General features: G+C 66.0%; 17 protein-coding genes. 10 read left to right on the top strand and 7 right to left on the bottom strand.

Going from position 1 to position 25,589, the window contains the following annotated elements; genetic code table 11:
• Window positions 1-2 precede the first annotated feature (2 nt).
• The 4 genes from RZE79_RS18730 to RZE79_RS18715 form a co-directional block, all read right to left on the bottom strand.
• Entirely contained in the window at window positions 3-2,060 is a 2,058-nt protein-coding gene (locus tag RZE79_RS18730) for a M3 family metallopeptidase (RefSeq protein ID WP_319355870.1), read from the bottom strand.
• A 5-nt stretch (window positions 2,061-2,065) separates the two neighbouring features.
• Window positions 2,066-2,917 (bottom strand): bifunctional methylenetetrahydrofolate dehydrogenase/methenyltetrahydrofolate cyclohydrolase FolD, encoded by an 852-nt coding sequence (gene folD / locus RZE79_RS18725; RefSeq protein WP_319355868.1) that lies wholly within the window; start codon window positions 2,915-2,917, stop codon window positions 2,066-2,068.
• A gap of 80 nt (window positions 2,918-2,997) precedes the next feature.
• Entirely contained in the window at window positions 2,998-3,633 is a 636-nt protein-coding gene (locus tag RZE79_RS18720; RefSeq protein ID WP_056580071.1) for a response regulator transcription factor, read from the bottom strand.
• Window positions 3,630-6,170 (bottom strand): PAS domain S-box protein, encoded by a 2,541-nt coding sequence (locus RZE79_RS18715; protein ID WP_099790120.1) that lies wholly within the window; start codon window positions 6,168-6,170, stop codon window positions 3,630-3,632. The genes RZE79_RS18720 and RZE79_RS18715 overlap by 4 nt, the downstream gene beginning before the upstream one ends.
• A gap of 183 nt (window positions 6,171-6,353) precedes the next feature.
• Between RZE79_RS18715 and aceE the strand changes: the two genes are divergently transcribed.
• Genes aceE through lpdA form a run of 4 tightly spaced genes read left to right on the top strand, consistent with a single transcriptional unit; the run spans window position 6,354 to window position 13,222 of the window.
• Window positions 6,354-9,083, top strand: coding sequence for a pyruvate dehydrogenase (acetyl-transferring), homodimeric type (gene aceE, locus RZE79_RS18710; RefSeq protein WP_319355864.1), 2,730 nt, complete (start codon window positions 6,354-6,356; stop codon window positions 9,081-9,083).
• A gap of 49 nt (window positions 9,084-9,132) precedes the next feature.
• Entirely contained in the window at window positions 9,133-10,797 is a 1,665-nt protein-coding gene (gene aceF, locus RZE79_RS18705) for a dihydrolipoyllysine-residue acetyltransferase (protein WP_319355863.1), read from the top strand.
• On the top strand, window positions 10,794-11,387 hold the full coding sequence (locus tag RZE79_RS18700; protein ID WP_153283880.1) for an MFS transporter: 594 nt from the start codon (window positions 10,794-10,796) through the stop codon (window positions 11,385-11,387). Before aceF ends, RZE79_RS18700 begins: the two co-directional genes overlap by 4 nt.
• Window positions 11,384-13,222, top strand: coding sequence for a dihydrolipoyl dehydrogenase (gene lpdA / locus RZE79_RS18695; protein ID WP_319355861.1), 1,839 nt, complete (start codon window positions 11,384-11,386; stop codon window positions 13,220-13,222). The genes RZE79_RS18700 and lpdA overlap by 4 nt, the downstream gene beginning before the upstream one ends.
• Before the next feature lie 87 nt (window positions 13,223-13,309).
• On the opposite strand, the gene RZE79_RS18690 is transcribed toward lpdA, so the two are convergent.
• Entirely contained in the window at window positions 13,310-13,885 is a 576-nt protein-coding gene (locus RZE79_RS18690; RefSeq protein ID WP_153283882.1) for a C40 family peptidase, read from the bottom strand.
• Between the two features lie 241 nt (window positions 13,886-14,126).
• Here RZE79_RS18690 and RZE79_RS18685 point away from each other — a divergent pair, with 241 nt between their 5' ends.
• Entirely contained in the window at window positions 14,127-15,260 is a 1,134-nt protein-coding gene (locus RZE79_RS18685) for a PQQ-dependent sugar dehydrogenase (protein WP_319355858.1), read from the top strand.
• Window positions 15,261-15,264: 4 nt separating this feature from the next.
• Here the strand turns inward: RZE79_RS18685 and RZE79_RS18680 are convergent, their stop codons facing one another.
• Complete coding sequence (locus tag RZE79_RS18680) at window positions 15,265-16,056, bottom strand: alpha/beta hydrolase (RefSeq protein ID WP_319355857.1); 792 nt, start codon at window positions 16,054-16,056, stop codon at window positions 15,265-15,267.
• Between the two features lie 19 nt (window positions 16,057-16,075).
• Entirely contained in the window at window positions 16,076-17,701 is a 1,626-nt protein-coding gene (locus tag RZE79_RS18675; RefSeq protein ID WP_319355856.1) for a 4-hydroxyphenylacetate 3-hydroxylase N-terminal domain-containing protein, read from the bottom strand.
• Between the two features lie 130 nt (window positions 17,702-17,831).
• Between RZE79_RS18675 and RZE79_RS18670 the strand changes: the two genes are divergently transcribed.
• The 5 genes from RZE79_RS18670 (at window position 17,832) to odhB (ending at window position 25,580) form a co-directional block, all read left to right on the top strand.
• Window positions 17,832-18,518, top strand: coding sequence for a TetR/AcrR family transcriptional regulator (locus tag RZE79_RS18670; RefSeq protein ID WP_319355854.1), 687 nt, complete (start codon window positions 17,832-17,834; stop codon window positions 18,516-18,518).
• A 12-nt stretch (window positions 18,519-18,530) separates the two neighbouring features.
• The gene (locus RZE79_RS18665; RefSeq protein WP_153283887.1) at window positions 18,531-19,136 is read left to right on the top strand and encodes an isochorismatase family protein; all 606 of its coding nucleotides are present in this window, start codon (window positions 18,531-18,533) and stop codon (window positions 19,134-19,136) included.
• A 144-nt stretch (window positions 19,137-19,280) separates the two neighbouring features.
• Window positions 19,281-21,194 (top strand): propionate--CoA ligase, encoded by a 1,914-nt coding sequence (locus RZE79_RS18660; RefSeq protein ID WP_319355852.1) that lies wholly within the window; start codon window positions 19,281-19,283, stop codon window positions 21,192-21,194.
• Window positions 21,195-21,389: 195 nt separating this feature from the next.
• Window positions 21,390-24,266, top strand: coding sequence for a 2-oxoglutarate dehydrogenase E1 component (locus RZE79_RS18655; RefSeq protein WP_153283889.1), 2,877 nt, complete (start codon window positions 21,390-21,392; stop codon window positions 24,264-24,266).
• 54 nt (window positions 24,267-24,320) lie between these two features.
• Window positions 24,321-25,580, top strand: coding sequence for a 2-oxoglutarate dehydrogenase complex dihydrolipoyllysine-residue succinyltransferase (gene odhB / locus RZE79_RS18650; RefSeq protein WP_319355850.1), 1,260 nt, complete (start codon window positions 24,321-24,323; stop codon window positions 25,578-25,580).
• The last annotated feature ends 9 nt before the right edge of the window (window positions 25,581-25,589 follow it).

Here is a 25,589-nt window from a genome sequence, read left to right as displayed (position 1 = left end):
TATCAAGCGGGCTGGGCCTGCGCCATGCCCTGATGTCGCAGCAGCGCATCAAGCTGCGGCTCGCGGCCGCGGAAGGCCTTGAACGAATCCATCGCGCTGCGGCTGCCGCCGGCCTCGAGGATGGCCTGGCGGTACTTGCGGCCAGTCTCGATGTTCGGCTCGCCGTTGGCGCCCACGGTTTCCTCGAAGGCCGCGTAGGCGTCGGCGCTCAGCACCTCGGCCCACTTGTAGCTGTAGTAGCCGGCCGCGTAGCCGCCCGAGAAGATGTGGCTGAAGGTGTTCGGCGTGCGGCTGAACGGCGGCGAGGGCATCACGGCCACTTCGGCGCGCACCTTGCCGAGCAGCGTCATCACGGCGCCCGTCGGGGCGGCGGCGGCCTGGTGTTCGGTGTGCAGCAGCATGTCGAACAGCGAGAACTCGATCTGGCGCAGCGTCTGCAGCCCGCTCTGGAAGTTCTTGGCGGCGGTCATCTTGTCGAACAGCGCGCGCGGCAGCGGCTCGCCGGTGTCGACGTGGGCCGTCATGTGGGTGAGCACGTCCCACTCCCAGCAGAAATTTTCCATGAACTGGCTCGGCAGCTCGACCGCGTCCCACTCGACGCCGCTGATGCCCGACACGTCGCGCTCGTTCACCTGCGTGAGCATGTGGTGCAGGCCGTGACCGAACTCATGGAAGAGGGTGGTCACGTCGTCGTGCGTGAGCAGCGGCGGCTTGCCGTCGACGCCGCTGGCGAAGTTGCAGACCAGCTGCGCGACCGGCGTCTGCAGCACGCCGTCGTCGGGGCGCAGCCAGCGGGCGCGCACGTCGTCCATCCAGGCGCCGCCGCGCTTGGCGGCGCGGGCGGAGGGGTCGAGGTAGAACTGGCCGACCTTCTGGCCGGCGCGTTCGATGCGGTAGAACTCGACGCTCGGGTGCCAGGTGGGGGCGCTGTCGCGACGGATCGACACTTCGAACAGCGTCTCGACGATCTTGAACAGGCCCGCCATCACCTTCGGCGCCGGGAAGTACTGCTTCACCTCCTGCTCGCTGAAGGCGTAGCGCGCTTCCTTGAGTTTTTCGCCGACATAGGTCCAGTCCCAGGCCTGCGGATCGACAAGGTTCAGTTGCTCGGCAGCGAAGGCGCGCAGGTCGGCGAGGTCGCGCTCGCCGTAGGGCTTGGCCTTGGCGGCGAGGTCGCGCAGGAACTTGACGACCTGCTCGGGCGATTCGGCCATCTTGGGCACGACCGAGAGTTCGCCGAAGTTCTTGTAGCCCAGCAGCTTCGATTCTTCTTCGCGCAGCGCGAGGATCTCGGTGATGAGCGCGGTGTTGTCGAACTTCGGATCGCCGAGTTCGCTGGCGCGCGTGACGTAGGCGCGGTAAAGCGTTTCGCGCAGCGCGCTGCTCTTGGCGAACTGCATCACCGGCAGGTAGCACGGCATCTTGAGCGTGAGCTTGTAGCCTTGCTTGCCTTCAGCCTCGGCGGCCGCGCGTGCGGCGCTCACCACGTCTTCGGGCACGCCGTCGAGTTCACCCAGCTGCGCGTAGTGCGCGAAGGCGTCGGTGGCGTCGAGTGCGTTCTCGCTGAACTTCTGGCTCAGCTCGGCCTGGCGTTCCTGGATGTCGGCAAAGCGCTGCTTGGCCTCGCCCTGCAGCTCGGCGCCGCCGAGCACGAAGTTGCGCACCGCGTTCTTGTGCGCCTGGCGCTGCTCGGGGTTGAGCGTGGCCGGATCGATGGCCTTGTACTTGGCGTACAGGCGCTCATCGGAACCCAGGCGGGTCCAGAAGGCGGTGACGCGCGGCATGGCCTCGTTGTAGGCGGCACGCAGTTCGGGCGTATCGGCCACGGCGTTGAGGTGGCCGACGGCGCCCCAGGCGCGGCTGAAGCGTTCGGAGGCCACGTCGAGCACCTTGGAGATCGCGAGCCAGTCGGCCGGGAACTCGGGCGCGGTCACCGTCTGCAGCGCAGCCTCGGCCTCGGCCAGCAGCGTGTCGACTGCGGGCGACACATGTTCGGGCGTGATGCGGTCGAACAGCGGGAGGTCGGTGAAGTCGAGGAGGGGGTTGTTCGTCATGGCCATGGAAATTACTTGGCGGCGCGTTCGGCCGCTTCAAGGGTGTTGACCAAAAGCATGGCGCGCGTCATCGGGCCGACGCCGCCGGGCACGGGGGTGATCCAGCCGGCCACTTCCTTCACGCCGTCGAAATCGACGTCGCCGGCCAGCTTGCCGTCCGCCTTGCGGTTCATGCCCACGTCGATGACGACCGCGCCGGGCTTGACCATGTCGGCCGTCAGCAGGTCGAGCTTGCCCACGGCAGCGACGATCACGTCGGCCTGGCGCGTGATGGCGCCCAGGTCTTGCGTGGCGCTGTGGCAGATGGTCACGGTGGCGCTTTGGGCGAGCAGCATCATGGCCATCGGCTTGCCGACGATGTTGCTGCGGCCAATGACGACGGCGTGCTTGCCGCGCAGGTCGTAGCCGATCGATTCGAGCATCTTCATGCAGCCGTGCGGCGTGCAGGGCCAGAAGCCGGGGGCGCCGGTCATCAGCGCGCCGGCACTGGCCACGTGGAAGCCGTCGACGTCCTTGGCGGGCGAGATGGTCTCGATGACCTTCTGGCTGTCCATGTGCTTCGGCAGCGGCAGCTGCACCAGAATGCCGTGCACCTTCGGGTCGTCGTTGAGGGCGCGGATGCGCGCCAGCAGGTCGGCCTCGCTCAGGTCGGCGGGGTAGGTCTCGAGCGTGGCCTGCAAGCCGGTCTCGGTGCTGTCGTTAACCTTGTGCTTGGTGTAGACCTGGCTCGCCGGATCGCTGCCCACCAGGATGATGGACAAGGCCGGGTTCACGCCGCGGGCCTTCAACGCAGCGGTGCGGCCGGACACCTCGGCGCGGATGGTTTTGGCGAGGGCGTTGCCGTCAATCAGTTGGGCGGTCATCGGTTTTGATTTTCCAAGTAAAAACGCCCGCTTGCGCAGGCGTGGGGAAGGTGCGTGGCTATCGGAGGGATAGCTGCAGCTCAGGAGGCCTTGGCCGCGGGGGCCGCTTGCCCGAGCGCAATCTTGAGCAGATCGGCCACGGTGTTGGCGTTGAGCTTTTCCATGATGTTGGCGCGGTGCGCCTCCACCGTCTTGATGCTGATGCCCAGGTCGTCGGCGATCTGCTTGTTCAGGCGGCCGGCGACGATGCGCTCGAGCACCTGGGCCTCGCGCCCCGTGAGCTTGGACAGCAGCGCATCGCGGCTGGCCGACTGCTGGTGCTGCGTGAAGGCGCCGCGTGCGTGTTCGAGCATGCGCTCGACCAGCGACACGAGTTCTTCGTCGTTGAAGGGCTTCTGGATGAAATCCATGGCGCCCTTCTTCATGCTGTCGACCGCCATCGGCACGTCGCCGTGGCCGGTGATGACCACGATCGGCAACGGAGAACGCCGTTCGATCAGTCGATCCTGCAATTCGAGGCCGGTCATGCCGGCCATGCGGATATCGACGATCAGACAGGCGACTTCGCGCGGGTCGTATCGGGAGAGAAAGGATTCGGCGGACTCGAAACAGCGGACTCTGTAGTCCTTGCCTTCGAGCAGCCATTGCAGTGAATCGCGGACGGCTTCGTCGTCATCGACGACATAGACCGTGCCCTTCTTCGGAATCAAACTCATGCAGGTACCTTTGCCTCGTCGCTTGCTACGGAACTGATAGCGTCCAACACCGGAATCCAGAAGGAAAAACGGCATCCGATCACATCCGGGCCATTGTAGATGTTCTCCGCCTGCATCCGGCCGCGGTGCGACTCGACGATGGTGCGGCACAAATTGAGCCCGATGCCCATGCCCTCGGGCTTGGTGGAGAAGAAGGCCTCGTAGAGCCGGTCCATCACTTCCGGCGAGAGGCCCTTGCCCGTGTCCTGCACCGAGAACTCGATGGCATTCTGCCCCTCGATCACCTTGGGCAGCACGCGCAGCTCGACGCTGCGGCGTGCCAGCGGGCGGTCGGCGATGTCGATGGATTCGGCCGCGTTCTTCAGCAGGTTGACCATCACCTGCTCGATGAGGATCGGGTCGACGCGCACCACCGGCAGCCGCGCGGCCACGTAGTGGTTCAGGCGCACGTTGCGCCGACGCAGTTCGATGCCCGCGAGTTCGACCGCCTCGCTCACCATGGTGGCGACGTCGGCCGGCGTGCGGTTGGGCTCGCTGCGCTTCACGAAGGAGCGGATGCGCTGGATGATCTGGCCCGCGCGCTGCGCCTGCTTCGAGGTTTTTTCGAGTGCGGCGAGCAGGGCGTCGTTGTCGATCGTCTGCCCCTTGATGCGCGACATCATCCCGTTGCAGTAGTTGGCGATGGCCGTGAGCGGCTGGTTGAGTTCGTGCGCCACGCTGGAGGCCATTTCGCCCATGGTGATCAGGCGGCTTGCGGCCTGGGCCTTGTCGGCCTGTGCGGCGGCTTGCTCTTCGGCATCGCGGCGCGGCGTGATGTCGGTGGCAATCACCAGCTGTGCCAGTCGACCGTCGACCCAGGTCAGGTAGCGCGAGCGCACCTCGAGCCACTTGCCCAGGTGCGGCACGAAGATCTCGTTGTTCGCGGTCTGGGCGGCGGTGAGTGTGTCGATCGGCAGGCCGGCGTAGGGGTCGACGTCGTCCAGGCCCTCGTCGTGCGCATTCGACGGCGGCACGCCAGCCTGCGCCACCATGCCCAGGTGGCCCACGGTGTCGGAGCCGAACCACAGGCGGTACAGCTTGTTGGCGAACAGCAGTTCTTCGCTGCCGATGGGCGCCACCGACACGGCGGCGTCAAGTGCTTCGAGGACGGTGGTGAAGCGTTCGTACGAGGCGGACAGCTGCTCGCGAATGCGCGTCGGCTCGGTGATGTCGGTCATCGACGTCATCCAGCCGGTCTGGTGGCCGCGCGCGTCGATGAGCGGCGACACATACAGGCGCGCATTGAAGACGCTGCCGTTCTTGCGCTTCACGCGCACCTGGAAGCCGCCGGGCAGGGCGCGGCCGTGCAGTTCTTCTTCGAGGCGCTCGTTCATCACCTCGCGGTCGGATTCGAGCCAGTATGGGAAGGGCGGCGTCTGGCCGACCAGCTCGTCTTCGCTCCAGCCCGTCATGGCGCAGAACGCGGCGTTCACGTAGGTGATGCGGCCTTGCAGATCGAGCACGCGCATGCCGGTCAGCATGGAGTTTTCCATCGCGCGGCGGAAGTTGGTTTCGGCCACCAGCCGCTGCTGCGCCTGCAGTCGGCGCCGCGTGTGGCGCCAGGTGCCGATCAGCATCCAGCTGGTCATCACGCTGAGGGCGCACACAAGCCAGAAGAGCCCGTTGCCCACCACGCCCTGCGAGGTGCGGTAGGCCTGCGCGCGCAGCATCAGCGCATTGCCCACGGGCGACACCGGCACTTCGTATTCGTTGGTGGCTTCGGTCCAGGGCAGCAGGCGGGTGCCGCTGTTCTTCAGCGGCGTGGTGTTGCCGGCGATCACGTTGCCCTTGGCGTCGAGCAGCGAGACGGCGTAGCGCGCCTGCACTTCGGAAGGCATGCCGTAGCGCAGCAGGCCGTCGATGGAGAACTCGCCGAGCACGACGCCCGCGAACAGGCCCTGGTCGAACAGCGGAATGTGCAGCTGCAGCATCGCGGCGGGCTCGCCGCCGGCCACGGGTTGCGAGTACACCGGCTGGCGCAGCTCGCGCGCCAGTGCGTAGTTGCTTTCGATGTCGCCGGGGCGCAGCACGTCGCCGATCAGGTGCTGCTGCGCCGGGTGGACGCTCGGTGCGGCATAGCCGGCCTTGAAGCGGCGGCGGTCGTCGATCCAGCTGATGGTCTGCAGCTCGGGGAACTGGCTCACCAGCGACTCGGCACGGCTCGTGAATTCGACGGGGTCGATCTCGCGGTTGGAGGCATCGCGTGCGATGCGCATCAGCTGTTCCTGGCGCTCCAGCAAGCGCAGGCGCATGCGCTGCTGGGCGTACTCGACGTCGCGTCGCACCGACTCCTGTTCGCGCTCGACTTCTTCAGTACGCAGGTACCAGAACGCGGACACGATGGCCGCGAGAAACAACAGCACGGCCGCCATCGGCGCGAGCATCGCGACGGCGTCCTGCAGCACGGGCGTCTGCTTGCGCCACCACGTGCGCCACCAAGACAGCGGCGAGGCTTTGACGGCACTGCGGGCGACCGCGAGCGGGGAGGAAAGGGGCATGCGCGGAGTTTAGGGGATGGCCCTCCCGGCGAAGAGGCCCTGCCAGAGACGTGCTTCATCGATATTTCATAATAAGAAATCAACAAGCACTATTTGAAATAGGGAAACTTCTATGCGAAACTCCGGCGCGCTCGGTGCCCAGCGCACTAAATTACAGCCACAGCCCTAAAAGGAGAGACAAGCATGTCGGCAAATCCCGAGAACCTGTTCGGCTCGGCCGCAAACGATGCGGACGCCCAGGAAACGCGTGAATGGATGGATGCGCTGTCTTCCGTCATCCAGAGCGAAGGGCCCGAGCGGGCGCACTTCCTGCTCGAACAACTGCTCGAACATGCGCGCCAGAACAGCGTCGACATGCCGTTCTCGGCCAACACCGGCTACGTGAACACCATCGAGCCCGGCGTGGAGGCTCGCAGCCCCGGCAACCTCGAGATCGAACAGCGCCTGCGCGCCTACATGCGCTGGAACGCCATGGCGATGGTCGTCAAGGCCAACCGCATCCACCCGCCCGAAGGCGGCGACCTGGGCGGCCACATCGGCTCCTTTGCCTCGCTGGCCAGCATGTTCGGCGCCGGCTTCAACCACTTCTGGCGCGCCGAGAGCGAAAACCACGGCGGCGACCTGCTGTACATCCAGGGCCACGTGTCGCCCGGCATCTACGCCCGCGCCTACCTGGAAGGCCGCCTCTCCGAAGACCAGCTGCTCAACTTCCGCCAGGAAGTAGACGGCAAGGGCCTGTCGAGCTACCCGCATCCCAAGCTGATGCCCGAGTTCTGGCAGTTCCCCACGGTGTCGATGGGCCTGGGCCCGCTGATGGCGATCTACCAGGCGCGCTTCCTGAAGTACCTGCATGCCCGCGGCATCGCCGACACCGAGAACCGCAAGGTATGGGTGTTCTGCGGCGACGGCGAAATGGACGAAGTCGAATCGCTCGGCGCCATCGGCCTGGCCGCGCGCGAGAACCTCGACAACCTGATCTTCGTCATCAACTGCAACCTGCAGCGCCTGGACGGCCCGGTGCGCGGCAACGGCAAGATCATCCAGGAGCTCGAAGGCGAGTTCCGCGGCGCCAACTGGAACGTCATCAAGCTGATCTGGGGCAAGGGCTGGGACGCCCTGCTCGAGAAGGACCATGACGGCGCGCTGCGCAAGATCATGATGGAGTGCAACGACGGCGACTACCAGTCGTTCAAGGCCAACGACGGCGCCTACGTGCGCAAGAACTTCTTCGGCCGCGATCCGCGCACGCTGAAGATGGTCGAGCACCTGACCGACGACGAGGTCTGGAACCTGCAGCGCGGCGGCCACGATTCGCAGAAGGTGTACGCCGCCTTCCACGCCGCCCAGAACCACAAGCGCCAGCCCACCGTGCTGCTCGTCAAGACCGTCAAGGGCTTCGGCATGGGCAAGATCGGCGAAGGCAAGAACACGGTCCACCAGACCAAGAAGCTCGGCGACGAGGACATCAAGGCCTTCCGCGACCGCTTCAACATTCCGATTCCCGACAGCCAGATCGCCGAGCTGCCGTTCTACAAGCCGGCGGACGACACGCCCGAAATGCGTTACCTGCACGAGCGCCGCAAGGCCCTCGGCGGCTACCTGCCGCACCGTCGCACCAAGGCCGACGAGAGCTTCACGGTGCCCTCGCTCGACGTCTTCAAGTCGGTGATGGAGCCCACGGCCGAAGGCCGCGAGATATCGACCACGCAAGCCTACGTGCGCTTTCTCACGCAGCTGCTGCGCGACAAGGCCCTGGGCCCGCGCGTCGTGCCCATCCTGGTGGACGAGGCCCGCACCTTCGGCATGGAAGGCCTGTTCCGCCAGATCGGCATCTACAACCCGCACGGTCAGCAGTACACCCCGGTCGATAAAGACCAAGTCATGTACTACAAGGAAGACAAGGCCGGCCAGATCCTGCAAGAGGGCATCAACGAAGCCGGCGGCATGTCCAGCTGGATCGCGGCGGCCACGTCGTACAGCACCAACAACCGCATCATGGTGCCGTTCTATGTGTACTACTCGATGTTCGGCTTCCAGCGCATCGGCGACCTGGCCTGGGCGGCCGGCGACATGCAGGCCCGCGGCTTCCTGCTGGGCGGCACCTCGGGACGCACCACGCTGAACGGCGAAGGCCTGCAGCACGAAGACGGCCACAGCCACATCCTGGCCAACACCATCCCGAACTGCGTGAGCTACGACCCGACCTTCGCACACGAAGTCGGCGTGATCCTGCACCACGGCTTGAAGCGCATGGTCGAGAAGCAGGACAACGTCTATTACTACCTGACGCTGCTCAACGAAAACTACGCGATGCCCGGCCTGCAGCCCGGCACCGAAGAGCAGATCATCAAGGGCATGTACCTGTCCAAGCAGGGCCCGGTGGTCAAGGCCGCCAAGGGCGCCAAAGAAGCGCCGACCGTGCAACTGCTGGGCAGCGGCACCATCCTGCGCGAGAGCTTTGCCGCGCAAGAGCTGCTCGAGAAAGAGTGGGGCGTGTCGGCTTCGGTGTGGAGCTGCCCGAGCTTCAACGAACTGACCCGCGACGGCCAGGACGCCGACCGCTGGAACCTGCTGCATCCCGACCAGACGCCGCGCGTGCCCTTCGTGGCCGAGCAGCTCGGTGCCACGACCGGCCCGGTGGTCGCGTCGACCGACTACATGAAGGCCTACGCCGAGCAGATCCGTCCGTTCGTGCCGAAGGGCCGTACCTACAAGGTGCTGGGCACCGACGGTTTCGGTCGCAGCGACTTCCGCGCCAAGCTGCGCGAGCACTTTGAAATCAATCGTCACTACATCGTGGTGGCTGCGCTCAAGGCACTGAGCGAAGATGGCACCGTGCCGGTGGCCAAGGTGGTGGAAGCGATCAAGAAGTACGGCATCAATGTCGACAAGGTCAACCCGCTCTACGCTTGAACATCAACAACCAACGAACGAACGGCGCCTGACGGCGGGAGACAACGATATGGCAGCAGTGGAAGTGAAAGTGCCCGACATCGGCGACTTCGATGAAGTCGCGGTGATCGAGGTGCTCGTGAAGGTGGGCGACACGGTCAAGGCCGAGCAGTCGCTCATCACGGTCGAATCGGACAAGGCGTCGATGGAAATCCCGTCGTCCACGGCCGGTGTGGTCAAGGAAATCAAGATCGCCGTGGGCGACAAGGTCAAGCAAGGCTCGGTGGTGCTGGTGGTCGAGGCCGAGGGCGCGGCTGCCGCCGCTCCGGCACCGGCCGCTGCGCCTGCTGCAGCGGCACCCGCTCCGGCGGCTGCGGCGTCTGCGCCCGCAGCAGCCGCACCGGCTGCTGCCTCGGGCCCGGTCGAAATCAAGGTGCCGGACATCGGCGACTTCAAGGACGTCGCGGTCATCGAACTGCTCGTGAAGGTGGGTGACACCATCGCCGCCGAGCAGTCGCTGATCACGGTCGAGTCGGACAAGGCCTCGATGGAAATCCCGTCGTCGGGCGCCGGCGTGCTGAAGGAGCTCAAGGTCAAGGTCGGCGACACCGTCAACATCGGCGACCTGATCGCGGTGCTCGAAGGCGCCGCAGGTGCTGCCCCCGCGCCCGCATCGGCGCCCGCGCCGGCACAGGCCGCGGCTGCCGCGCCCGCCGCTGCAACCGCCAGCGCACCTGCGCCGGCGGCCGCCGCACCGGCAACGGCCGCGCCGGCCCACCAGCCGACGTCTGCCCCCACCGGCAGCCTGCCGCACGCCTCGCCCTCGGTGCGCAAGTTCGCACGTGAACTCGGCGTGCCGCTCGAAGAGGTCAAGGGTTCCGGCCTCAAGGGCCGCATCACGCAGGACGACGTCCAGAACTTCACCAAGGCCGTGATGAGCGGCGCGGCCAGCACCAAGGCCTCGGCAGCCAAGGCGCCGGCAGGTGGCGGTGACGGTGCGGCACTGGGCCTCATTCCGTGGCCGAAGGTCGACTTCACGAAGTTCGGCACGGTCGAGCGCAAGGACCTGTCGCGCATCAAGAAGCTCAGCGGCGCGAACCTGCACCGCAACTGGGTGATGATTCCGCACGTCACCAACAACGACGAAGCCGACATCACCGAGCTCGAAGCCTTCCGCGTCTCCACCAACAAGGAGAACGAGAAGTCGGGCATCAAGGTCACGATGCTGGCCTTCGTGATCAAGGCGGTGGTCGCGGCGCTGAAGAAATTCCCCGACTTCAACGCCAGCCTGGACGGCGACCAGCTCGTCTACAAGCAGTACTACAACATCGGCTTCGCAGCCGACACGCCCAACGGGCTCGTGGTGCCGGTGCTGAAAGATGCCGACAAGAAGGGCATCCTGCAGATCAGCGCCGAGATGGGCGAACTCGCCAAGAAGGCGCGCGACGGCAAGCTCGGTTCGGCCGACATGCAGGGCGGCTGCATGTCGATCAGCTCGCTCGGCGGCATCGGCGGCACGCACTTCACGCCCATCATCAACGCCCCCGAAGTGGCCATCCTCGGCCTCTCCAAGGGCCAGATGAAGCCGGTGTGGGACGGCAAGCAGTTCGTGCCGCGTCTCACGCTGCCGCTGTCGCTGTCGTACGACCACCGCGTGATCGACGGCGCCCTGGCTGCGCGTTTCAACGCCTACCTGGGGCAAGTGCTCGCAGACTACCGCCGCATCCTGCTATGACCACGGTTGTGGCCGTCCGCAAAGGCGGCCAGGTCACGATGGCGGCGGATTCGCTGGTGACCTTCGGCGACACGCGCATGTCGCACAACGCCGAAGCCAACCAGAAAATCTTCACCGTCGAGGATGCCGCCGGCCAGAGCCTGTTTGCAGTGGCCGGCGCCGCGGCGCACTTCCTGGCGCTGCAGCACGCGCTGGCTGCGCAGGATCGCGAGAAGCTGTTGTTCGGCAGCAAGCACGAGATCTTCCGCACCTTCACGATGCTGCATCCGGTGCTCAAGGACTCGTTCTTCATGCAGACCAAGGAAGACGAGCACGAGCCCTACGAGTCGAGCCAGTTCACGATGCTGCTGGCCAACCCGAGCGGCATCTACGGCATCTACAGCTACCGCGAGGTGTTCGAGTTCAAGCAGTACTGGGCCATCGGCTCGGGACGCAGCTTCGCGCTCGGCGCCATGCACGCGGCCTATGACAACAAGTCGCGCACCGCGCGCGACGTGGCGGAAGCGGGCATCGCCGCCGCCTGCGAATTCGATCGCAATTCGGCCCTGCCGGCCGACGTTCTCACACTCAAACTGAAAGTGTCCAAATGAGCGAACAACACATCAAGGTGCCGGACATCGGCGACTTCGACGAAGTCGCGGTGATCGAGGTGCTGGTCAACGTCGGCGACACGGTCAAGGCCGAGCAGTCGCTCATCACGGTCGAATCGGACAAGGCCTCGATGGAAATTCCGTCCTCGGCAGCCGGCGTGGTGAAGTCGCTGGCCGTGAAGGTCGGCGACAAGGTCAAGCAAGGTTCGGTGGTGCTGACGCTCGAAGTCGACGGGGCCGCCGCGCCTGCGCCGGCTGCCGCAGCACCCGCACCTGCGGCGGCCGCTGCACCCGCGCCCAAGGCGGTTGCGCCGGCTCCGGCCGCAGCGGCGCCCGTGGCGGCGTCCAGCTACGGCGGCAAGGTCGATGTCGAATGCGACGTGGTCGTGCTCGGCGCCGGCCCCGGCGGCTACTCGGCCGCCTTCCGCGCGGCCGACCTCGGGCTGAAGGTCGTGCTGATCGAACGCTACGCCACGCTCGGCGGCGTGTGCCTGAACGTCGGCTGCATTCCGTCGAAGGCGCTGCTGCATGTGGCGTCCGTCATGGACGAGGTGAAGCACTTCGCCGACCTCGGGGTGAGCTTCGCAGCACCCACCGTCGACCGCGCCAAGCTGCTCGGCCACAAGAACAAGGTGGTGGGCAAGCTCACCGGCGGTCTCACGGCCATGGCGAAGATGCGCAAGGTGACGGTGCTTCGCGGCGTCGGCAACTTCATCGACCCGTACCACCTGGAAGTCGAAGAAACCTCGGGCACGAGCTGGGACACCACCGGCAAGAAGCAGACCGTCAAGTTCCGCAACGCGATCATCGCGGCCGGTTCGCAGTCGGTGAGCCTGCCCTTCATGCCGAAGGACCCGCGCGTGGTCGACTCGACCGGCGCGCTCGAGATGGGCACCGACCCCAAGCGCATGCTGGTGCTGGGCGGCGGCATCATCGGCCTCGAAATGGGCACCGTGTATTCCACGCTCGGCGCGCGCCTCGATGTGGTCGAAATGCTCGACGGCCTGATGCAGGGCGCCGACCGCGACCTCGTGAAGGTCTGGCAGAAGATGAACGCGCCGCGCTTCGACAACATCATGCTCAAGACCAAGACGGTCGGCGCTGAAGCCACGAAAGAAGGCATCAAGGTCACCTTCGAGGGCGAGAACGCGCCGAAGGAGCCGCAGGTGTACGACCTCGTGCTGCAGGCCGTGGGCCGCAGTCCGAACGGCAAGAAGATCGGCGCCGAGAAGGCCGGCATCGCGGTGAGCGACCGCGGCTTCATTCCGGTCGACATCCAGATGCGCACCAACGTGCCGCATATCTTCGCTATCGGCGACATCGTGGGCCAACCCATGCTGGCGCACAAGGCGGTGCACGAGGCGCATGTGGCGGCCGAAGTGATTGCCGGAGAGCAGAAGGGCGACAAGGAACTGTCCAGCGCCGCCTTCAATGCCCGCGTGATCCCGAGCGTGGCCTACACCGACCCTGAAGTGGCGTGGGTGGGCCTCACGGAAGACCAGGCCAAGGCCGAAGGCATCAAGGTCAAGAAGGGCCACTTCCCGTGGACCGCGTCGGGCCGCGCGATCGCCAACGGCCGCGACGAAGGTTTCACCAAGCTGCTGTTCGACGCCCGTCCTGAAGGTGGGCACCGCATCCTGGGTGGCGGCATCGTCGGCACGCACGCCGGCGACATGATCGGCGAGATCGCGCTGGCCATCGAAATGGGCGCAGACGAGATCGACATCGGCAAGACCATCCACCCGCACCCGACGCTGGGCGAAAGCATCGGCATGGCGGCGGAAGTGGCGCACGGCACCTGTACCGACCTGCCGCCGGCGAAGAAGGCGGCCTGATCGAAAGGCGCCACCGCGCCTTTCGATCGCCCACAAAAAATCCCGCCGCGGCGGGATTTTTTTCGTCCTGGATTCGGGGAAATCGAATCAGTCGCTGGCGTTGGCCATGGCCGCAGCCTTGACCTCGTCGCCCTGGCCGCTGAGCACGCGGCGGGCGCCGTCGAAGCGACGCTGCCAGTAGCTGCCGTTCATGTCTTCCACACGGACCTGGGCGCCGGAGCGGGGCGAGTGGATGAACTTGCCTTCGCCGACGTAGATGCCGACGTGGCTGAAGGTGCGGCGCATGGTGTTGAAGAACACGAGGTCGCCGGGCTTGAGCTGGCTGCGATCGATCTTCTCGGTGGCGGCGGCCTGCTCTTCGGCGCGGCGCGGGAGCATGTGGCCCACCGTCTGGTTGTACATGGCGCGAACGAAGCCGCTGCAGTCGAAACCGGATTCTGCGGTGTTGCCGCCGCGGCGGTAGGGGACGCCCAAGAAACCGATGGCGGTCACCACCAAGTCGGAAGTGCGCTCTGTGACGGTTTGGCGAACCTGCTTGAGCTGCCCGATGATGCCTTTGTCGGCCAGCATTCGTGCCAACTCGTCATCGGTCTTTTCCTGTTGAGGGGCCGCATGAACAGCGACGGCAAATAGGAGGGACGCGGGTAGGACGAAAAAACGCATGGCGCGTAGGATATTGATGACGCGCAGTTATGTCAATTTAATCTGAATTGTTGAATGCGTGCGTAAACCATTGATTTACATGAGTTTTTTCGATCCGGCGGAAGAAAAAATGTAACGGTGAACGTTTATGCGGCATAAGGATTCGAATGTAAACGACTCGGCTGATATGACTTCGCAGTCTTAAAAGTCGACATGTATGTTCCATTTGTTGTCAAGATGTCCTCAAATTCAGGAAATCTTCATGAACTTGCGAAATTTCTCCTTTCGCCGCTCCCTGGGAAGCCTCGTGGTGCTCGCAGGCTGCACCCTGGCTGTCACGGCCTTGGCGCAGGTGCGAACCGAAACCGTCGCCTCCGGTCTTGAGAACCCTTGGGGCGTCGCCTTCCTGCCGGAGGGCCGTTTCGTGGTCACCGAGAAGTCGGGTCGCCTGCGGCTGGTGGCGGCAGACGGCAAGCTGGGCGCACCGATCCAGGGCCTGCCGCCCGTCGCGGCGGGCGGGCAGGGCGGGCTGCTCGATGTGCTGGCCGACAGCGGCTTCGCGCAGAACCGCACCCTGTACTTCTGCTATTCGGAACCAGAGGCTTCCGGCGGATCGGCCAACAGCACCGCGCTCGCACGCGCCCGCCTGTCGGCCGATGGCACGAAGCTGGAGGCGCTGAAGGTCATCTTCAGCCAGAAGCCCAAGGTCGCGAGCCGCGCGCATTTCGGCTGTCGCATCGTCGAGACCCGCGACGGCCATCTCTTTCTCACGCTCGGCGACCGCTTCAGCCGCAAGGAAGACGCGCAGACGCTCGACAACCACCACGGCAAGATGGTGCGCATCGCCAAGGACGGCAGCGTGCCCAAAGACAACCCCTTCGTCGGCAAGGCGGGCGCGCTGCCCGAGATCTGGAGCTACGGTCACCGCAACGGGCAAGGCGCGGCCCTCGCGCCCGATGGCCGCTTCTGGATGACGGAGCACGGCCCGCAGGGCGGCGACGAGATCAACATCCCGCGCGCCGGCGTCAACCACGGCTGGCCGGTGATCACCTATGGCGAGAACTACGGCGGCGGCAAGATCGGCGAGGGCATCACCCGCAAGGACGGCATGGAACAGCCGCTGCATTACTGGGTGCCGTCGATCGCGCCCTCGGGCATGGCCTTCCTGACCAGCGACCGCTACGGCGCCGCTTGGAAGGGCAACCTGTTCGTGGGCTCGCTGAAGTTCGGGTATCTCGACCGCATCGAGCTGAAGGACGACAAGGTCGTCGCCGAGCACAAGCTGCTGGCGGACGGCCGGGCCCGCATCCGCGACGTGAAGCAGGGGCCGGATGGGCTGCTCTACGTGCTCACCGACGAGTCGGACGGCAAGCTGCTGCGCCTGCGTCCGAACTGAAGGCTCAGCCGGGGCAACCCGGCAACGGGAGCGTCGGCAGCAGGCGGCGCCAGAGCCGCCGCCATTCGGGCCAGTCGTGTCCTCCGTCGGTCGTGACCACGCGTTCCACCGGCAGCGCGCCCGCCAGCAACCGGTGGCTGAAGGCAAAGCGGTCGTCGAGCGCGTAGCCCAGGTACAGCGGCGGTCGGTCGCCGAACGTGCGGGTGTGGCCGACATAGCCGCGCAGCCATTGCCAGAGCTGCGTTTCGCTGGGCGTGCGCGGGTCGCTGCCTGGCGGCGCGTCGAGCGGTCCGCGCCAGCGCGACAGGCCGCCGGCATTGGCGATGTCCTGGCTCAGCACGCGTTCGCCCAGATACGGCGCCAGCACGACCAGGCCGGCAAGGTCGCCGGGGTGCGTCTGGGCGTACAGCAGCCCGCCGAAACCGCCGACCGAGATGCCCGCGATCCAGATCGCCTTGTAGCCCTGGCGGCGCGCCGGCGCGATCACTTCCCGTTCCAGCCGTTCGAGGATGGTCCTGTCGTGGTAGTAGCCCATGTGGGCGTCGACGCGCAGCGTGTCGACCGCGAGTCGGTTCTCGTTCAGTGCGTCGATGAAGCCTTCGCGCACGAACTCCTCGGGCGTCGAGTACGCGCCGGGCAGCAGCACGATCAGCGTGTCGGCGTTTCGGCTGCAGCTGCTTTTTTCCAGCGTGGTGGCCATTGGCGTCTCGGCCGCACGCAACCCGCCGCAGCTGGCGAGCAGCAGCAGCGAGGCGGCGCCGAAGAGCAGGGCGAGGTGGCGGCGCAGGAGTGACAAGGTCTGCATCCGCCGGAGTCTAGGCCCGCGATGTCTTCGTCGGCAGGTCGACCATCACGGGTTGCTCGGGCACGGTGCAGCCGGTGTCGCAGCATTTGCCGGGCTGGCGGTTCTTCGTGATGGCGCGTGCCGGGTCGTGCGGCGCGGCGGCCGGCGTGCCGTCGGCCGCGATGCCGCGTTCGAGCAAACGCTCGACCAGTTCGACCTTCGAGCCCACCGGGTAGTTGCGCCAGATCTCCTGCTTCATCGCCGCAGGCGAGCCGCCGCCGTGCAGGCTGATCACGCTGTACCAACCGCCCTGGTAACCGGCCGTGAGGTCTTCGATGAAGCGGGCTGTCTCGATGCGCTGTTCGTAGGGAATGGCGGGGTTGGCGCGCAGCACGTCCGACAGCCGCGCCGCGGTCTCGGGGTTGTGGTCTTCGTCGGGGCCGGGCAGGGTGACGATGAGGCCGCCGCTCACGTAGTGCGCGATGCGGTGCATGTCGTAGATTTTGGTGGCGAGCAGCAGCTTGCCGATGTTGCTGAACACCGGGTCGGGCATGAAGACCTCGCAGTGGTCGTCGACCTTGCCGTAGACGCTGGCCGCCACGCCGCAGGCAAAGAAGCCCTCGGTGATGGTGATGAGTTCGACCATCTGCTCGCGCAGGTGGCTCTCCTTGCCGGGGTCGAAGCCGTTGGCCTCGCACATCAGCGCGCCGGCGCCGATCAGCAGGTCGCCGAAGCCGGCGCGGGCCGCGATGCAGCTGTGGCGGTGGTGCGTGGCGTAGCTGTAGGTCAGGTGGCCCGAGTGTTCCCACTCGCCCGCATAGAAGACGCGCTCCCACGGCACGAACACGCGGTCGAACATGCACACGCCGGTGCTCTGGCCGTACTTGCGGCTGAAGAGGGCGTCGCCGTGCTCGAGCTTCTCGCCGGGCCGCCCGGCCGGCCGCGCGACGATGGTGAGCCCGGGCGCATCGAGCGGCACGGCGCAGCAGACGGCGAAGTCGGCGTCTTCCTTGCCCATGTTGCGACAGGGCATGACCAGCAGTTCGTGCACATAGGGCGCGCCGGTCACGATGGCCTTGGTGCCCGAGATGACGATGCCGCGCGCGTTGCGCTCGACCACGTGCAGGTAGCTGTCGACGTTCGCCTGTTCGTGCGGCCGGCGGCTGCGGTCGCCCTTGGCGTCGGTCATGGCGACGCCCAGGGTCAGGTCCTGGTCCTGGATGCGGTGCAGGTAGTCGTGGAAGCGGGCCGTGTGTTCGGTGCTGCCGCGCGCGTCGTCGATGCGCGCCGACACCTGGGCGATGGCGTTGAGCGCGTCGTGCGTCAGGTAGCGCTGGGCGCAGCCGGTTTCCTGGCACACGAGCCGCACGGCCTCGAGCTTGTTCAGCAGGTCGCCCGAACTCGTGTTGATGTGCGAGAGCCGGTTCACCCGCTTGCCGCTGGTGTGCTGCACGGCGGTCATGAGCGGCGCGTACCCGGACTTCAGCGCGTGGTCGTAGGTGAGGGCGATGGCGTTGATGCCGGGCTGGAAGGCGGGCTCGTCGGCCACGCTGGCAACGCGGCGACCGTCGACGAACACAGTGGGCGTGTAGCGCCGCAGCGATTCACGGTAGTCGGCGCCGGACATCAAGAGGGCGTCGGAAGGCGGGGCATTCATGGGGGTTGTCTCCAGGGGCTCGTGGGGATCTTTTTCTGACCGTTGGCTTGAAGATTTAAACATTGTTCAATTTTTAGATCAACGTTTGAAAAATTGATCGGCGAACGGGTCGAGAGCTATAGTCCCGCCTATGCACGCCAAGCTCCAACGCCGCCAGACCCTCACCGACGCCCGCCGCGCCCTGGTGCTCGACGCCGCCCGCACGGTGTTCGCGGAGGCCGGCATCGAGGGCGCGAGCATCCGTGAAATCGCCAGGAAAGCCGGCTACACGCCGGGCGCCATCTATTCGTACTTCGAGAGCAAGGAGGCGATCTACGCGGCCTTGCTCGACGAGTCGCTGCTGCGCCTGCAGGCCGCCGTGGCCGAGGTGGCGGTGTCCGAGAGCCGTCCCGACCAGACCCTGGCCGCCAAGGCCCAGGCCTGGTTCGACTTCTACGCGGCGAACCCGCGCGACCTCGACCTCGGCTTCTATCTGGTGCACGGCATGCGTCCCCGGGGACTGACGCACGCGCTCGACCACGAACTGAACGACCGCCTCTACGACGCCCTGCGTCCCTGCGAAGAGGCGCTGCTGGCGTTGGGCCTCGATGCCGACCTCGCGCTGCAGGAGAACACGGCGTTGTTTGCGCACGGCGTCGGCCTGCTGCTGATGCAGCACACGGGGCGCATCCGCATGTTCAAGCAGTCGGCCGATGCGCTGTTCAAGACCTACCTCGCGCAGCTGGTGCAGCGGTCGAGCCCTCCAGCAACAGCGGAAGACGCAGTGAAACCCGCTCTTTTCGGTGGTACGGTTCAGCCCAGTTCAACCGATACCTGAAAGAAGAAGTCCATGCTGCTCGACGCCACGCAATCCCAACTCGTCCTGGTCGATTACCAGGCGCGGCTGATGCCGGCGATCTTCGAAGGCGAAGCGGCGGCGCGCAATGCAGCACGCCTGGGCCAGATGGCGCAGTGGGTCGACGTGCCGGTCTGGGGCACGGAGCAGAACCCGTCCAAGCTGGGCGAGAACCTGCCCGAGATCCGTGCCTTCTGCCGCAAGACGCTGGCCAAGATGCATTTCAGCGGCGTGGAAGAGGGGCTCGGCGAATGGCTGCGCCCGCCCGCCAAGGCAGCGCCGCAGGGCAACGCCCGCAGCCTGCCCAAGCACCTGCAGAAGCCCCCGGCCGAAGCCGAAGAGCGCAATACCATCGTGATCGCCGGCTGCGAAGCCCATGTCTGCCTGCTGCAGACCGCGCTCGACCTGCTCGAGGACGAGTTCGACGTGTGGGTCGTCACCGATGCCTGCAGCTCGCGCACCGAGCGCAACCGCGACGCCGCCTTCGACCGGCTGGCCGGCGCGGGCGCCGAGCTCGTGACCACCGAGATGGTCGGCTTCGAGTGGCTGCGCACCGCCGAGCACCCGGCGTTTCGCGATCTGCAGGCGCTGATTCGCTGAATCTCTACGGAAGGGCGGCCCGGCAACCGGGTGCCGCCCGGATTGCCGCGGCTGTCAGCTTCCAGCAAGATCGACTCCCATAATTATGAATTCAGTTTCGGCGCCGCCCCGAAATGGAATCCATAAAACAGGAGACAGATCCCGATGAGCCGCTATGAAGAGTTCTACCGCCAGTCCGTCGATGCGCCCGAGGCCTTCTGGGCCGAGCAGGCGAAGCTGATCGACTGGCACACGCCCGCGCAGCAGATCCTCGACGCCAGCCAGCCGCCGTTCGCGCGCTGGTTCGTCGGCGGCACCACCAACCTGTGTCACAACGCCGTCGACCGGCACCTGGCCACGCGGGGCGACCAGCCGGCGCTGATCTTCGTGTCGACCGAAACCGGCGTCGAAAAAAGCTACAGCTTCACCGAGCTGCACGCCGAGGTGCAGCGCACTGCCGCCAGCCTCGTCGAACTGGGCGTGGGCAAGGGCGACCGCGTGCTCATCTACATGCCGATGATTCCCGAGGCCGCCTTCGCGATGCTGGCCTGCGCGCGCATCGGCGCCATCCACTGCGTGGTGTTCGGCGGTTTCGCCAGCGGCTCGCTGGCCACCCGCATCGAGGACGCCGAACCCAAGGTGGTCGTGAGCGCGGACGCAGGGTCGCGCGGCGGCAAGGTCATCGCGTACAAGCCGCTGCTCGACGAAGCCATCCGCCTGTCGAAGTACAAGCCTGAAGCCGTGCTGCTGGCCGACCGCAGCCTGGCGCCGATGGACCTGGTCGCCGGCCGCGACCATCTGGCCGGCGAACTGAGGCAAAGGCACCTCGATGCACAGGTGCCCTGCACCTGGCTGGCATCGACGGACATCAGCTACACGATCTACACGAGCGGCACGACCGGCAAGCCCAAGGGCGTGCAGCGCGACGTGGGCGGCTACGCCGTGGCGCTGGCCGCGAGCATGAAGCACATCTTCGACGGCCGCCCCGGCGAAACCTACTTTTCGACCAGCGACATCGGCTGGGTGGTGGGCCACAGCTACATCGTCTACGGTCCGCTGATCGCGGGCATGGCGACGATCATGTACGAGGGCCTGCCGACGCAGGGCATCGACCAGCAACCCGACGGCGGCATCTGGTGGCGCCTGGTCGAGAAGTACAAGGTGACGGTGATGTTCAGCGCGCCCACCGCGGTGCGTGTGCTCAAGAAGCAAGACCCGGCGCTGCTCAAGAAGTACGACCTGTCGACCCTGCGCGCGCTGTTCCTGGCCGGCGAACCGCTGGACGAACCGACCGCGCGCTGGATCAGCGACGGCCTGGGCGTGCCGATCATCGACAACTACTGGCAGACCGAATCGGGCTGGCCGATGATCACCATCGCCAATGGCGTGGAAGCCAAGCCCAGCAAGTTCGGCAGCCCGGGCGTGCCGATGTACGGCTACCGCATCAAGATCCTGCACGAGTCGACCGGCGAGGAACTCACCGGCGCGAACGAGAAGGGCGTGGTCGTGGTCGAGGGCCCGACGCCACCGGGTTTCATGCAGACCATATGGAAGGACGACGCACGCTTCGTCAACACCTACTGGAAGAGCGTGCCGGGCAAGATGGTCTATTCGACCTTCGACTGGGGCATCCGCGATGCCGACGGCTACTTCTACATCCTGGGTCGTACCGACGACGTGATCAACGTCGCCGGCCACCGCCTGGGCACCCGCGAGATCGAAGAGAGCATCTCGGGCCACGCCAACGTGGCCGAGGTGGCGGTGGTCGGCGTGGCCGACACGCTCAAGGGGCAGGTGGCGATGGCCTTCGTCGTGCCGAAAGACGGCCTGGCCGTGACCGACGCCGACGCGGCGCTCCAGCTCGAGGGCGAGATCATGAAGGTCGTAGCCGACCAGCTCGGCGCCCTGGCGCGGCCCGCGCGCGTGCGCTTCGTGAGCGGCCTGCCCAAGACCCGCAGCGGCAAGCTGCTGCGCCGCGCCATCCAGGCCGTGTGCGAGCAGCGCGACCCGGGCGACCTGACCACCATCGACGATCCGGCCACGCTGCAGCAGATCAAGCAGTTGCTGTCCGCCACCTGACCGACGCCGTGAACCGGGGCCGGGTTGCGGGCCTTGCGTAGCAGCGTTCAGCCGTCATATGGTTGACGTGGCACAATGCCAAGGTACTCAGGCCCTTCCCCAGCCACAGTCGCATCCGCCAATCGGTCCAGCCGTGTCGCGGAAGGTTTCTTAACCAGCTAGTGCTTCCTCCAGGGAAGCGAAGGTCAGCGGAATATGAGCGATTCTTCTACGCCCACGGCGTACACCGCCTATCAAGGCAACACCTACCTCTTCGGCGGCAATGCGCCCTATGTCGAGGAGATGTACGAAAACTACCTTTCCAATCCCGGCAGCGTTCCTGACAACTGGCGCACGTATTTCGACGCCCTGCAGAACGTTCCCGCCGCCGACGGCACGAGCGCCCGCGACGTCCCCCACCTGCCGGTCATCAACGCCTTTGCCGAACTGGCAAAGCAGGGCACGACCAAGGTCGTGCAGGCCAGCGGTGCCGACTCCGAACTCGGCCGCAAGCGCACCGCCGTCCAGCAGCTGATTGCCGCCTACCGCAATGTCGGCGCCCGCTGGGCCGACCTTGACCCGCTCAAGCGCGCCGAGCGTCCCGCCATTCCGGAACTCGAGCCCTCGTTCTACGGCTTCACCGACGCCGACCTCGAGACGGTGTTCAACACCAGCAACACCTTCTTCGGCAAAGAGACCATGTCGCTGCGCGACCTGCTCAATGCGCTGCGTGAAACGTACTGCGGCACGATGGGTGCCGAGTACATGTACACCACCGACCAGAACCACAAGCGCTGGTGGCAGCAGAAGCTCGAAAGCGCCCGCACGAACCCCAAGCTCAGCGCCGAGCAGAAGAAGCACGTGCTGAACCGCCTGACGGCCGCTGAAGGCCTCGAGCGCTTCCTGCACACCAAGTACGTCGGCCAGAAGCGCTTCTCGCTCGAAGGCGGCGAGAGCTTCATCGTCTCGATGGACGAGCTGATCAACCAGGCCGGCATCAAGGGCGTGCAGGAGATCGTGATCGGCATGGCCCACCGCGGCCGCCTGAACGTGCTCGTGAACTCGCTGGGCAAGATGCCCGCCGACCTGTTCGCCGAGTTCGACCACACCGCTCCCGAAGACCTGCCCTCCGGCGACGTCAAGTACCACCAGGGCTTCAGCTCGGACGTGACCACCCCCGGCGGCCCGGTCCACCTGAGCCTGGCGTTCAACCCCTCGCACCTGGAAATCGTGAACCCCGTGGTCGAAGGCTCGGTGCGCGCCCGCATGGACCGCCGCGGCGATCCGCTGGGCAAGCAGGTGCTGCCCGTGATCGTTCACGGCGACGCCGCCTTCGCAGGCCAGGGCGTCGTGATGGAAACGCTGGCGCTGGCCGAGACCCGTGGTTATTCCACCGGCGGCACGGTGCACATCGTCATCAACAACCAGATTGGCTTCACCACCAGCGACCCGCGCGACAGCCGCTCGACGCTGTACTGCTCGGACATCGTCAAGATGATCGAAGCGCCGGTGCTGCACGTGAACGGCGACGATCCCGAAGCCGTGGTGCTCGCCACCCAGTTCGCTCTCGACTTCCGCATGGAATTCCAGAAGGACGTGGTCGTCGACATCATCTGCTTCCGCAAGCTGGGCCACAACGAGCAGGACACGCCTTCGCTCACCCAGCCGCTGATGTACAAGAAGATCGCCCAGCACCCCGGCACGCGCAAGCTGTACGCCGACAAGCTGGCCGCGCAAGGCCTGGGCGACACGCTCGGCGACGACATGGTCAAGGCGCAGCGCGCCGCCTTCGACGAAGGCAAGAACACCGTCGACCCCGTGCTCACCAACTTCAAGAGCAAGTACGCCGTCGACTGGAGCCCGTACCTCAACAAGAAGTGGACCGACGCTGGCGACACCGCCATTCCGACCACCGAGTGGAAGCGTCTGGCCGAGAAGATCACGACGCCGCCCGAAGGCTTCACCGTGCACCCGCTCGTCAAGAAGGTGCTGGACGACCGCGCCGCCATGGGCCGCGGCGACGTGAACGTCGACTGGGGCATGGGCGAGCACATGGCGTTCGCCTCGCTCGTGGCCAGCGGCTATCCGGTGCGTCTGTCGGGTGAAGACTGCGGGCGCGGCACGTTCACGCACCGCCACGCCGTGCTGCACGACCAGAACCGCGAGAAGTTCGACACCGGCACCTACACGCCGCTGCAGAACGTGGCCGAGAACCAGGCCCCGTTCGTCGTCATCGACTCGATCCTGTCCGAAGAAGCCGTGCTGGCCTTCGAATACGGCTACGCCTCGAACGACCCCAACACGCTCGTCATCTGGGAAGCCCAGTTCGGCGACTTCGTGAACGGCGCGCAAGTGGTGATCGACCAGTTCATCGCCTCGGGCGAAGTGAAGTGGGGCCGCGTCAACGGCATCACGTTGATGCTGCCGCACGGCTACGAAGGCCAGGGTCCCGAGCACAGCTCGGCCCGCCTGGAGCGCTTCATGCAGCTGAGCGCCGACACCAACATGCAGGTGGTGCAGCCCACCACGGCCAGCCAGATCTTCCACATCCTGCGCCGCCAGATGGTGCGCAACCTGCGCAAGCCGCTGATCATCCTCACGCCCAAGTCGCTGCTGCGCAACAAGGACGCGACCTCGCCGCTGTCCGAGTTCACCAAGGGCAGCTTCCAGACTGTCATTCCCGACAGCAAGGGCCTGAAGGCCGAGAAGGTCAAGCGCCTGATCGCCTGCTCGGGCAAGGTCTACTACGACCTCGCCAAGAAGCGCGAAGAGCAGGGCAACGACGACGTGGCGATCATCCGCGTCGAGCAGCTGTACCCGTTCCCGCACAAGGCCTTCGCCGCCGAGGTCAAGAAGTACCCCAACCTCGTGGACATCGTGTGGTGCCAGGACGAGCCGCAGAACCAGGGCGCCTGGTTCTTCGTGCAGCACTACATCCACGAAAACATGCAGGACGGCCAGAAGCTCGGCTACTCCGGCCGTGCCGCTTCGGCATCGCCTGCAGTCGGTTACTCGCACCTGCACCAGGAGCAGCAGAAGGCGCTGGTCGATGGCGCATTTGGCAAGCTCAAGGGCTTCGTGCTGACCAAGTAAGAACCGCCCCTTTTCACACGAACACCCTCAAGAACAAAACGGAGCTCACTCCAAATGTCTATCGTAGAAGTCAAAGTCCCCCAGCTTTCCGAATCCGTGGCCGAAGCCACCATGCTCACCTGGAAGAAGAAAGCCGGCGAAGCCGTCGCCGTCGATGAAATCCTGATCGAGATCGAAACCGACAAGGTCGTGCTCGAAGTGCCGGCTCCCTCGGCCGGCGTGCTGGTCGAGATCATCCAGCCCGACGGCGCCACCGTGGTCGCCGAGCAGTTGATCGCCAAGATCGACACCGACGGCAAGGCCGCCGCCGCAGCGCCCGCTGCTGCAGCTGCTGCCCCCGCCGCCGCACCGGCCGCTGTTGCGCCCGCAGCGGCAGCCGCCGCCACCGGTGGTTCGAAGTCCGACGTCGCCATGCCCGCCGCTGCCAAGCTGCTGGCCGACAACAACCTGAAGACCAGCGACGTGGCCGGCACGGGCAAAGATGGCCGCGTGACCAAGGGCGACGTGCTCGGCGCGGTTGCTGCCGGCGCCAAGCCAGCCGCCGCCATCGCCGCACCGGCTGCCAAGCCCGCGCTGCAACAGGTGGCCGCGCCTGCCGCGCCTGACCTGGGCGAGCGCCCGGAACAGCGCGTGCCGATGAGCCGCCTGCGCGCCCGCATCGCCGAGCGCCTGCTGCAATCGCAATCGACCAACGCCATCCTCACGACCTTCAACGAAGTGAACATGGCCCCGGTCATGGACCTGCGCAAGAAGTTCCAGGACGCGTTCACCAAGGAACACGGCGTGAAGCTCGGCTTCATGAGCTTCTTCGTGAAGGCCGCGGTGCATGCGCTGAAGAAGTACCCGGTGATCAACGCCTCGGTCGACGGCAACGACATCCTGTACCACGGCTACTTCGACATCGGCATCGCCGTCGGTTCGCCGCGCGGCCTGGTGGTGCCCATCCTGCGCAATGCCGACCAGATGAGCTTTGCCGACATCGAGAAGAAGATCGCCGAGTACGGCAAGAAGGCCCAAGACGGCAAGCTGGGCATTGAAGAAATGACCGGCGGCACGTTCTCCATCTCGAACGGCGGCACCTTCGGTTCGATGCTCTCGACCCCGATCATCAACCCGCCCCAGTCGGCCATCCTCGGCGTGCACGCCACCAAGGACCGCGCCGTGGTCGAAAACGGCCAGATCGTCGTTCGCCCGATGAACTACCTCGCCATGAGCTACGACCACCGCATCATCGACGGCCGCGAAGCCGTGCTGGGCCTGGTCGCCATGAAGGAAGCGCTGGAAGATCCGTCGCGCCTGTTGTTCGACATCTGATCCGGGGAG

This window comes from Variovorax sp. EBFNA2, from assembly GCF_033802765.1.
In the GTDB taxonomy this organism is placed as follows: domain Bacteria; phylum Pseudomonadota; class Gammaproteobacteria; order Burkholderiales; family Burkholderiaceae_C; genus Variovorax; species Variovorax paradoxus_H.
The sequence above is the reverse complement of the archived record's forward strand: the minus strand, read 5'-3'. Positions and strand labels throughout refer to the sequence as shown.

Bases quoted from the DNA above. Each gene is read 5' to 3' on its own strand.
- RZE79_RS18730 (WP_319355870.1), bottom strand. From the start codon at position 2,060: ATGGCCATGACGAACAACCCCCTCCTCGACTTCACCGACCTCCCGCTG.
- folD (WP_319355868.1), bottom strand. From the start codon at position 2,917: ATGACCGCCCAACTGATTGACGGCAACGCCCTCGCCAAAACCATCCGC.
- RZE79_RS18720 (WP_056580071.1), bottom strand. From the start codon at position 3,633: ATGAGTTTGATTCCGAAGAAGGGCACGGTCTATGTCGTCGATGACGAC.
- RZE79_RS18715 (WP_099790120.1), bottom strand. From the start codon at position 6,170: ATGCCCCTTTCCTCCCCGCTCGCGGTCGCCCGCAGTGCCGTCAAAGCC.
- aceE (WP_319355864.1), top strand. From the start codon at position 6,354: ATGTCGGCAAATCCCGAGAACCTGTTCGGCTCGGCCGCAAACGATGCG.
- aceF (WP_319355863.1), top strand. From the start codon at position 9,133: ATGGCAGCAGTGGAAGTGAAAGTGCCCGACATCGGCGACTTCGATGAA.
- RZE79_RS18700 (WP_153283880.1), top strand. From the start codon at position 10,794: ATGACCACGGTTGTGGCCGTCCGCAAAGGCGGCCAGGTCACGATGGCG.
- lpdA (WP_319355861.1), top strand. From the start codon at position 11,384: ATGAGCGAACAACACATCAAGGTGCCGGACATCGGCGACTTCGACGAA.
- RZE79_RS18690 (WP_153283882.1), bottom strand. From the start codon at position 13,885: ATGCGTTTTTTCGTCCTACCCGCGTCCCTCCTATTTGCCGTCGCTGTT.
- RZE79_RS18685 (WP_319355858.1), top strand. From the start codon at position 14,127: ATGAACTTGCGAAATTTCTCCTTTCGCCGCTCCCTGGGAAGCCTCGTG.
- RZE79_RS18675 (WP_319355856.1), bottom strand. From the start codon at position 17,701: ATGAATGCCCCGCCTTCCGACGCCCTCTTGATGTCCGGCGCCGACTAC.
- RZE79_RS18670 (WP_319355854.1), top strand. From the start codon at position 17,832: ATGCACGCCAAGCTCCAACGCCGCCAGACCCTCACCGACGCCCGCCGC.
- RZE79_RS18665 (WP_153283887.1), top strand. From the start codon at position 18,531: ATGCTGCTCGACGCCACGCAATCCCAACTCGTCCTGGTCGATTACCAG.
- RZE79_RS18660 (WP_319355852.1), top strand. From the start codon at position 19,281: ATGAGCCGCTATGAAGAGTTCTACCGCCAGTCCGTCGATGCGCCCGAG.
- RZE79_RS18655 (WP_153283889.1), top strand. From the start codon at position 21,390: ATGAGCGATTCTTCTACGCCCACGGCGTACACCGCCTATCAAGGCAAC.
- odhB (WP_319355850.1), top strand. From the start codon at position 24,321: ATGTCTATCGTAGAAGTCAAAGTCCCCCAGCTTTCCGAATCCGTGGCC.